Annotated in this window: 5 protein-coding genes and 1 pseudogene; all 6 read right to left on the bottom strand. The window is 67.5% G+C overall.

Features of this window, described 5'->3' with window-relative positions; translation table 11 throughout:
* Positions 1–3: 3 nt before the first annotated feature.
* Positions 4–621, bottom strand: coding sequence for a hypothetical protein (locus ACFVTE_RS18140; protein ID WP_387102720.1), 618 nt, complete (start codon positions 619–621; stop codon positions 4–6).
* Positions 622–722: 101 nt separating this feature from the next.
* Complete coding sequence (locus tag ACFVTE_RS18145; RefSeq protein WP_387102721.1) at positions 723–2,039, bottom strand: ATP-binding protein; 1,317 nt, start codon at positions 2,037–2,039, stop codon at positions 723–725.
* A gap of 131 nt (positions 2,040–2,170) precedes the next feature.
* Entirely contained in the window at positions 2,171–2,683 is a 513-nt protein-coding gene (locus ACFVTE_RS18150) for a universal stress protein (RefSeq protein WP_387102723.1), read from the bottom strand.
* Between the two features lie 63 nt (positions 2,684–2,746).
* Positions 2,747–4,117, bottom strand: a complete 1,371-nt coding sequence (locus ACFVTE_RS18155; protein ID WP_387102725.1) for a rhodanese-like domain-containing protein — start codon at positions 4,115–4,117, stop codon at positions 2,747–2,749.
* 99 nt (positions 4,118–4,216) lie between these two features.
* Positions 4,217–5,599, bottom strand: coding sequence for an FAD-binding oxidoreductase (locus tag ACFVTE_RS18160; protein WP_387102727.1), 1,383 nt, complete (start codon positions 5,597–5,599; stop codon positions 4,217–4,219).
* A gap of 370 nt (positions 5,600–5,969) precedes the next feature.
* A pseudogene (locus ACFVTE_RS18165) lies at positions 5,970–6,620 on the bottom strand (L-asparagine permease); the annotation flags it as partial.

Genomic DNA, 6,620 nt, shown 5'->3' on the forward strand with positions numbered 1-6,620 from the left:
GCTTCAAACAGTAGCGCTTCTTCGCACGCGCCAGAGCAGGGCAATGTACGCCAGGTCGAACACGCTGCACAGCGCTCCAAGCCCGAGGATCAGGGGCGAGTTTCCGTATCCGCCGTAGACGATGGTGGGGGCAAGCGTGCCGATCCACTTGGCCACGGCGATGACGAGTGACTGGCCCCGGGCGCCTCCGCGCCAGACGAACATCGCGATGAACAGGCCGGACATCAGCAAGTTCTGCAGGAACGCGGCGTACTTGGTGGCGTCGTCCCAGCCGAATTCAGCCACGAACAGCAGCTGCACCGCGAACGACGTGACACCCAGCAGCACGGCCCAGGACAGGAAGAGCGGCCGCGTGACCCAGAGTGGCAGCTCGGCCCGCCCGAATTTGAGGAACGTGTGGACGATGAGGATGTCCGCCAGGCCCCACACAATGTTGAAGACGCCCTGCGCCGATATTCCCGTGGCCACGGACCGCGAGGCGTAGATGGCCTCCCAGGCGAAGTTGAGCGCCAGTGCCGCTGCCGGGATGGCATAGGTGCGCTGCCGGAAGCCCAGCCGAATCGCCTCGGCGTACACGACGGTCCACGCCAGGCCGCTGACGATCGTCAGAAACAGGATCACATCTCTCCTCCCTCCGCGCCCGTTTCGACGGTTCCCTGCGGATTAGACGTTCCTCCGCGTCTAGCCGGCACGGAACCGTCTAAATGGCGGGCGCGTCCTGGCTAGATCCGGCCGAGGGCGTCGATGTCCTCGAGGAACTCCTGGTGGACCTCCTCGCTGACGGTGGTGCGGGTGTCGGCGATGGCGTCGAGGTAGTCCTGGGTGGCGGGGCCCTTCCGGACCGCCTCGCGGACGGAAACACCGCCCCCGGACGCCAGCCCGCCGTCGTCGTACACGGCCTTTTCCAGCGCTCGCTGCGAGGCGCTGCGTGCGGCGAACTCGATGTCGGCCGGGGAGAAGCCCTCGGTGCGGTCCACGAGCTGCTCCACGTCCACGTTGTCCACGACGGCGGCGGGGATGAAGCGCTGCCACATGGCTTCGCGGGCCTGCCGGTCGGGCAGACCGATGGGGATGACGTAGTCGAACCGGCCGTGCCGCAGGAACGCTGAGTCCAGGGCCCGGATGAAGTTGGTGGCGCAGACCAGGAGGCGGCCGGGCTGTTCGCGGAAGGCCGGGATGATCTTGAGCAGTTCGTTGGTGACGCCCTGCAAAGGGGAGGGCGGGTCCCCGGCGCGCTGGGATGCGATTTCCTCCACCTCGTCGATGAACACGACGGCATGCTCGAGTTCGGAGATTTCCAGGAACGTCTCCCGCAGAGCGCCGGCCAGGCCCTTGGGGTCGGCGGCCAGCCGGGAGGGGAAGACCTCCACGAAGGGCCATTCCAGCCGGGAGGCGATGGCCTTGGCGAAGGTGGTCTTCCCGGTGCCGGGCGGCCCGAAGAGCACCACGGCCCGCGGCGGGACGACGCCGAATTCGTCGGCGAGGTCGGCTTCGGCCAGCGGCAGGACCAGGCGGCGCTCGAGGAGTTCCTTCTCGCGGCGCATGCCGGCCACGTTTTCCCAGAGGTCCCGGGCCAGGATGCGGCCGCCGAGCAGGCCCAGGGGCTCGAGTTCCTGGCGCTGCACGGGGATGGTGCGCTCGAAGTAGCGCAGGTTTTTCTTGAGCACGAAGCCGCGGCTCAGGAAGGCCTCCACCCGGGTCTCCAGTTCGGGCATCAGGGCCGACAGCTTGTTCAACCCGTGCGGTGCCATCCGGTTTTCGACGGCGGCCAGCAGCGAGGTGCCGATGCCCCGGCCGCGGAATTCCGGCAGGGTGGCCAGGAAGACAACCCAGCCCTGGTCATGCGCGGCGCGTCCGACGGCAGCGCCCACCACCTGGTCCCCGAGCACCGCCACCACGGCGTGGTCCTTCTCGCAGGAGGCCAGCACCTCGGAGAGCGCATAGACCGGCTCGACGTTGGTGGCCTTCAGCGACTCCCAGAGGTGCAGGATGCCGTCAAGGTCCGCGGAGTGGAAGTCCCGGATCCGCCAGTTGGTCATGAGGTTCTCTCCCGTGGTTCGACGTTGAGCCAGTTTCTGCGCTGCCTGGTTTTGCTTTCGGGCTGCTGAGGCGAGCATAGGCGATGGCGCGCCGGCACGGGGTTGCAGGTGCGTTGCGTTACGCGGGGCGGTCAGCTGTTCGCCGCGTCCACGGAGGTGTCCCTGCCCGCGTCCCTGGATGCGGCACCCCTGCGGAAGTGGTGGTTGCGGTGGTGGTCATCCTTGGTGTGCACCACCAGGACCGGGCATTCGGCATGCGCCACGCACGCGGTGCTGACCGAGCCGAGGTGCAGGCCCATGAATCCGCCGTGCCCCCTGCGCCCCACCACCAGCATCGCCGCGCCGGCGGCCGCCTCCACCAGCTTGGCCGGCGCCGGTCCCCGGACGAGTTCACTGGTCAGGGTCTCCGGGACGTCAGGCCCGAATGCCTTCTCGATGGACTGGGCCAGAATGTTGGCGGCCGAGGCTTCGAACGCCTCGAAATCCGGGGGAATATACCCGGCGTACATTTCCGGGAAGTGCCAGCAGGCCACGGCATGGACGCGGGCGCCCAGGCCCGGTGCCAGCCGGGCCGCCAGCCGGAGGGCCTCCACCGAGGAGTCCGAGCCGTCCACGCCCACAACCACTTTGCCTTCAGCATCCATCGCTGTTCTCCTTTGCAACCTCGACTTTGCAACTTCGACCGGACGTCCCGGTCACGGACAGGGTCACCGCCGCTGCAGCGGCTGCATCTGCAGGGCCACTCCGGCGGCCGCGGCGTCCCGGAACCTGGCATCGATCTGCACCACGTCCCGCCCCGCCCGCTGCAGCAGGCTGGCCGCGATGCCGGCACGATAGCCGGTGGCACAGTGCACCCAGAGGCACCCGTGGGGCAGTTCGCCCAGGCGGTCCAGCAATTCGTGCAGCGGCACGTTGATGGCACCGGCAATGCGGGAGGACGCGAACTCGTCTGCGCGCCGGACGTCCAGTACAGGATCGCCGTCGGGCTTTTCATGAACGACGGCGGGCCAGCCCGCCCGGGGGTAGGAGGCGACCGGGGCTGCCGGCGCGAGTTCGCCGGGTTCCGTTCCCACGGCGGCGTCGGGACGGTCGATGCCGATGCGGGAAAGGTCGCGGACTGCGTTCTGCAGGTCCTCGCGGCCGCCCACGAGCGTCAGCTTCTCACCCCAGGGCAGAACCCAGCCGAGATAGGAACTGAAGCTTCGCCCCGAGCCGTATTCGAAGCTGACGCTGCCCTGCAGGTGGTTGCTGGCGAACAGCACGCGGTGGCGGAGGTCAACCACCCACTCGCCCCTCGTCAGCCGCTCCGCCAGCTCACCGGCGTCGAGGGACTCCGGCAGGCTCAGGTCAGCCGGTTCGGGGCCGGTCATGTTGATGGGGGCCATGTGGGCGTAATAGGAAGGGTAGGCGGAGAGGTTGGCCATGAGTTCGGCCGCGAAGTGCTCCGGGTCCGGGTCAGCCAGTGCGTGGTTGGCTTCCCGCTGCTCCGCAATGGTTGACGCCTCGGCGCGCGTGGCGGGCCCGATCGAGCAGAACGAGCCGAACCCGTGGGTGGGGTAGAGCGCGGCATCAGGTCCGGCTTCGTCGGCGAGCCGGTGGACGGATGCGTACTGGTCCCTGGTCAGCCCGGCAGTGTCTTCGGGACCCAGGAGATCGGTGCGGCCCACAGAGCCGAAGAGCAGGCTGCCGCCGGAAAACACGGCCCGGGCCCGTCCGTCCGTGACGATGTAGGACAGGTGCGTGTGGGTGTGCCCGGGAGTGGCCACGGCGCGGAGCGTGAGCGTCCCGATCCGCAGGGTCTGGCCGTCCTCAACCGGTTCGCGCTCGTAGGCCACCCGGTCTGCGGCGTTCACCAGGTACTTGGCGCCGTGCGCGCGGGCGAGGATCAGGCCGCCGGTGAGGTAGTCGTTGTGGACGTGGGTTTCTGCCACGTGGGTGATCTGCACCCCGGCCTTCGTGGCGGCCGCCTCGATCCGGTCCGTGTCCCGCTGGGCATCGACCACCAGCGCCACGCGGCCGTCGTGGACCAGGTAGCTGCGGTCCCCGAGCTGCGGGGTTTCGATGACAACGACGTCCATTGGTCGGGCCCCTTCGACGCACCGGAGAGGCGCCGCTTATCGCAGGCCTCGCCCCGGATGCCTCCATCGTAGGCCGATTAGCGGCAGAGGGGGCCTGCCTTATTTCGAGCCGGCTGGCTTGATGTTCTGGTTGATGTGAAACAGGTTGCCGGGATCGTACTTGGCCTTGACCTCGGCGAGGCGGGCATAGTTCCCCGCGTAGGTGTCCTTGATGTTCGGCTGGTCGTCGGCGTCAAGGAAGTTGACGTAGCCCGCACCGGATCCGAGCGGCTGGAGCTCGGCATAGTAGTCGCGCACCCATTTGATGTTGGCTTCGTTGTGGGACGGATCCTCCCAATGACAGGCGATGTCCACGGCAAAGTTGACGTCGCGGTAAGGGAACGCGGTCTCGTCCCGCCCGACCCGCTGGACGGCGCCGTTGATCGGGTAGAAGTGGTTGGCCGTCTGGATGCTGGGAATGCCCTCGCCGAACTTCTCGGCTACACGGACCACTTCATCGGTCATGCCGGGCAGGAACGCTGACTTCCAGTAGGCCTGCAGGCCCTTCGGGTACATGGGGTCGAAGAGCGTGTTGAGGATTGTGTAGGGAAGGGGGCCCAGGAAGGAACCGGCCACGGGAGCAACGTCAAGGAACGGCTGCCATTGACGCTCACCCTCATTGTGGGGGCCTGCCCAGCCGCCCACCAGCACCACTACGGGCTTGCCGTGATGCTCCTCAGGCAGGAACGGGACCGGTGGACCCTGGTGGAAGCCCAGGAACACGCCCATCTCCTCAGGTGCCGTGGCGATGTAGTCCCTGTAGAGCCCGGCCACCGCGTCGGCATGTTCGAGGAGGTAGATGATCACGCCGCCGTAGAGTACATCCACGGGGTGCACCTTGAACTTAAGGGAAGTCACGACACCGAAGTTGCCGGTCCCGCCGCGAAGCGCCCAGAAGAGATCCTCATTTTCCGTGGCGCTGGCAATCACAAAGTTCCCGTCGGCAATCACCACGTCCGCGGATTCCAGGTTGTCGCACGACAGACCGTACTTCCGGGCGAGGTATCCGATGCCTCCACCGAGGGTGAGCCCCGCAACGCCTGTGGATCCGATGATGCCGCCCGTGGTGGCCAGCCCGAAGGCGCCCGTGGCGTGGTTAAAGTCCGCCCACGTGGCCCCGGCCTCAGCCCGCGCCGTGGCGGCGGACGGGTCCACCCGCACTCCCCGGCAGCCTGCGAAGTCCACGACGAGACCGCCATCGCAGGTCCCGAATCCGGGTGCGCTGTGCCCGCCGCCGCGAAGCGCCAAGTCGGTGCCTGTGTCGCGGGCGAAATTCACCGCGGCAATGACGTCCGCGACCTGCGACACGCGCAGGATGGCCGCAGGGCGTTTGTCGATCATTCCGTTGAAGACGGCCCGGGCGTCGTCATAGTCCTGCTGGTCGCTCGTGATGACTCGGCCCCGTACTTTTTCCTGCAGGGCCTGGAAGGAGTTGTTGTCCATGGGGGTACTCCGATTCGTCCGGGGGCCTAAACCCCGGGAACTGGGCGCGGCTGCGGGACGGCCGCGCTGGCGGCCTGTTATGCAGCCGGCGCGGCGTCCGCAGCGGCGGAAAGCGGATGCACCTTGGCAGGGTGGCAGCGTCGCGGTCTGCCGTGGCGTGATTCAGATACGAGGCGGGCCCCGTGTCGACGGGGTGGGGCCGGCGGCCCAGGGTTTAGGCGCGGCTAGTCGTAAGCTACTCCCGCCCCCAACGGCGGTCAATAACCGAGACCGCTTAAGCGCGAACGGACACTTGGGGCCCTCGGACTTGGGGCCTCAAGTGTCCGTTCGCGCTATTTCGTTCGCTTTGTTGCGCGGAACAGCCCGCTGGCTAGATCCGGTCCGCGCCGCCCGGGCCGGGGCGGTTGGCGATGACGGGGGACATGCCGGTGAAGCCTTCGCGGGCTTCGGCGATTTCGTGGATGCGTTTGCGGCAGGCGTACCAGCCGGCCACCATGAGGGCGATGGCGATGAGGGTGACCAGCAGGGTCAGGGGTGAGTCGATGAAGACCATGATCAGCACGCCGATGAGGAACAGCAGGGAGAGGTAGCCGGTGTAGGGGGCGCCGAACATCCGGAACGAGGGGCGCTTGAGCCAGCCCTTGTCTGCCCAGCGTTTGAGCTGGATCTGGCAGAGGACGATGGTGGCCCAGGTGACGATGATGCCCACGGAGGCGATGTTCAGGACGATCTCGAAGGCCTGGGACGGGACGAGGTAGTTCAGCGGGACGCCGAGCAGGGAGACGCCGGCGGTGATGGCGATGCCGCCGTAGGGGACGCCGGCTTTGTTCATGCGCTGGGCGAATTTGGGGGCGGAGCCGGCCACGGACATGGAGCGCAGGATCCGGCCGGTGGAGTAGAGGCCGGCGTTGAGGGAGGAAAGGGCTGCGGTGAGGACGACGAGGTTCATGATGACGTCCACGCCCTGGATGCCGATGGAGCCGAAGAACGTCACGAAGGGGCTGACGCCCTTTTGGTAGGA

The sequence above is a fragment of the Arthrobacter sp. NPDC058097 genome (assembly GCF_042884885.1).
Classification (GTDB): Bacteria; Actinomycetota; Actinomycetes; order Actinomycetales; family Micrococcaceae; genus Arthrobacter.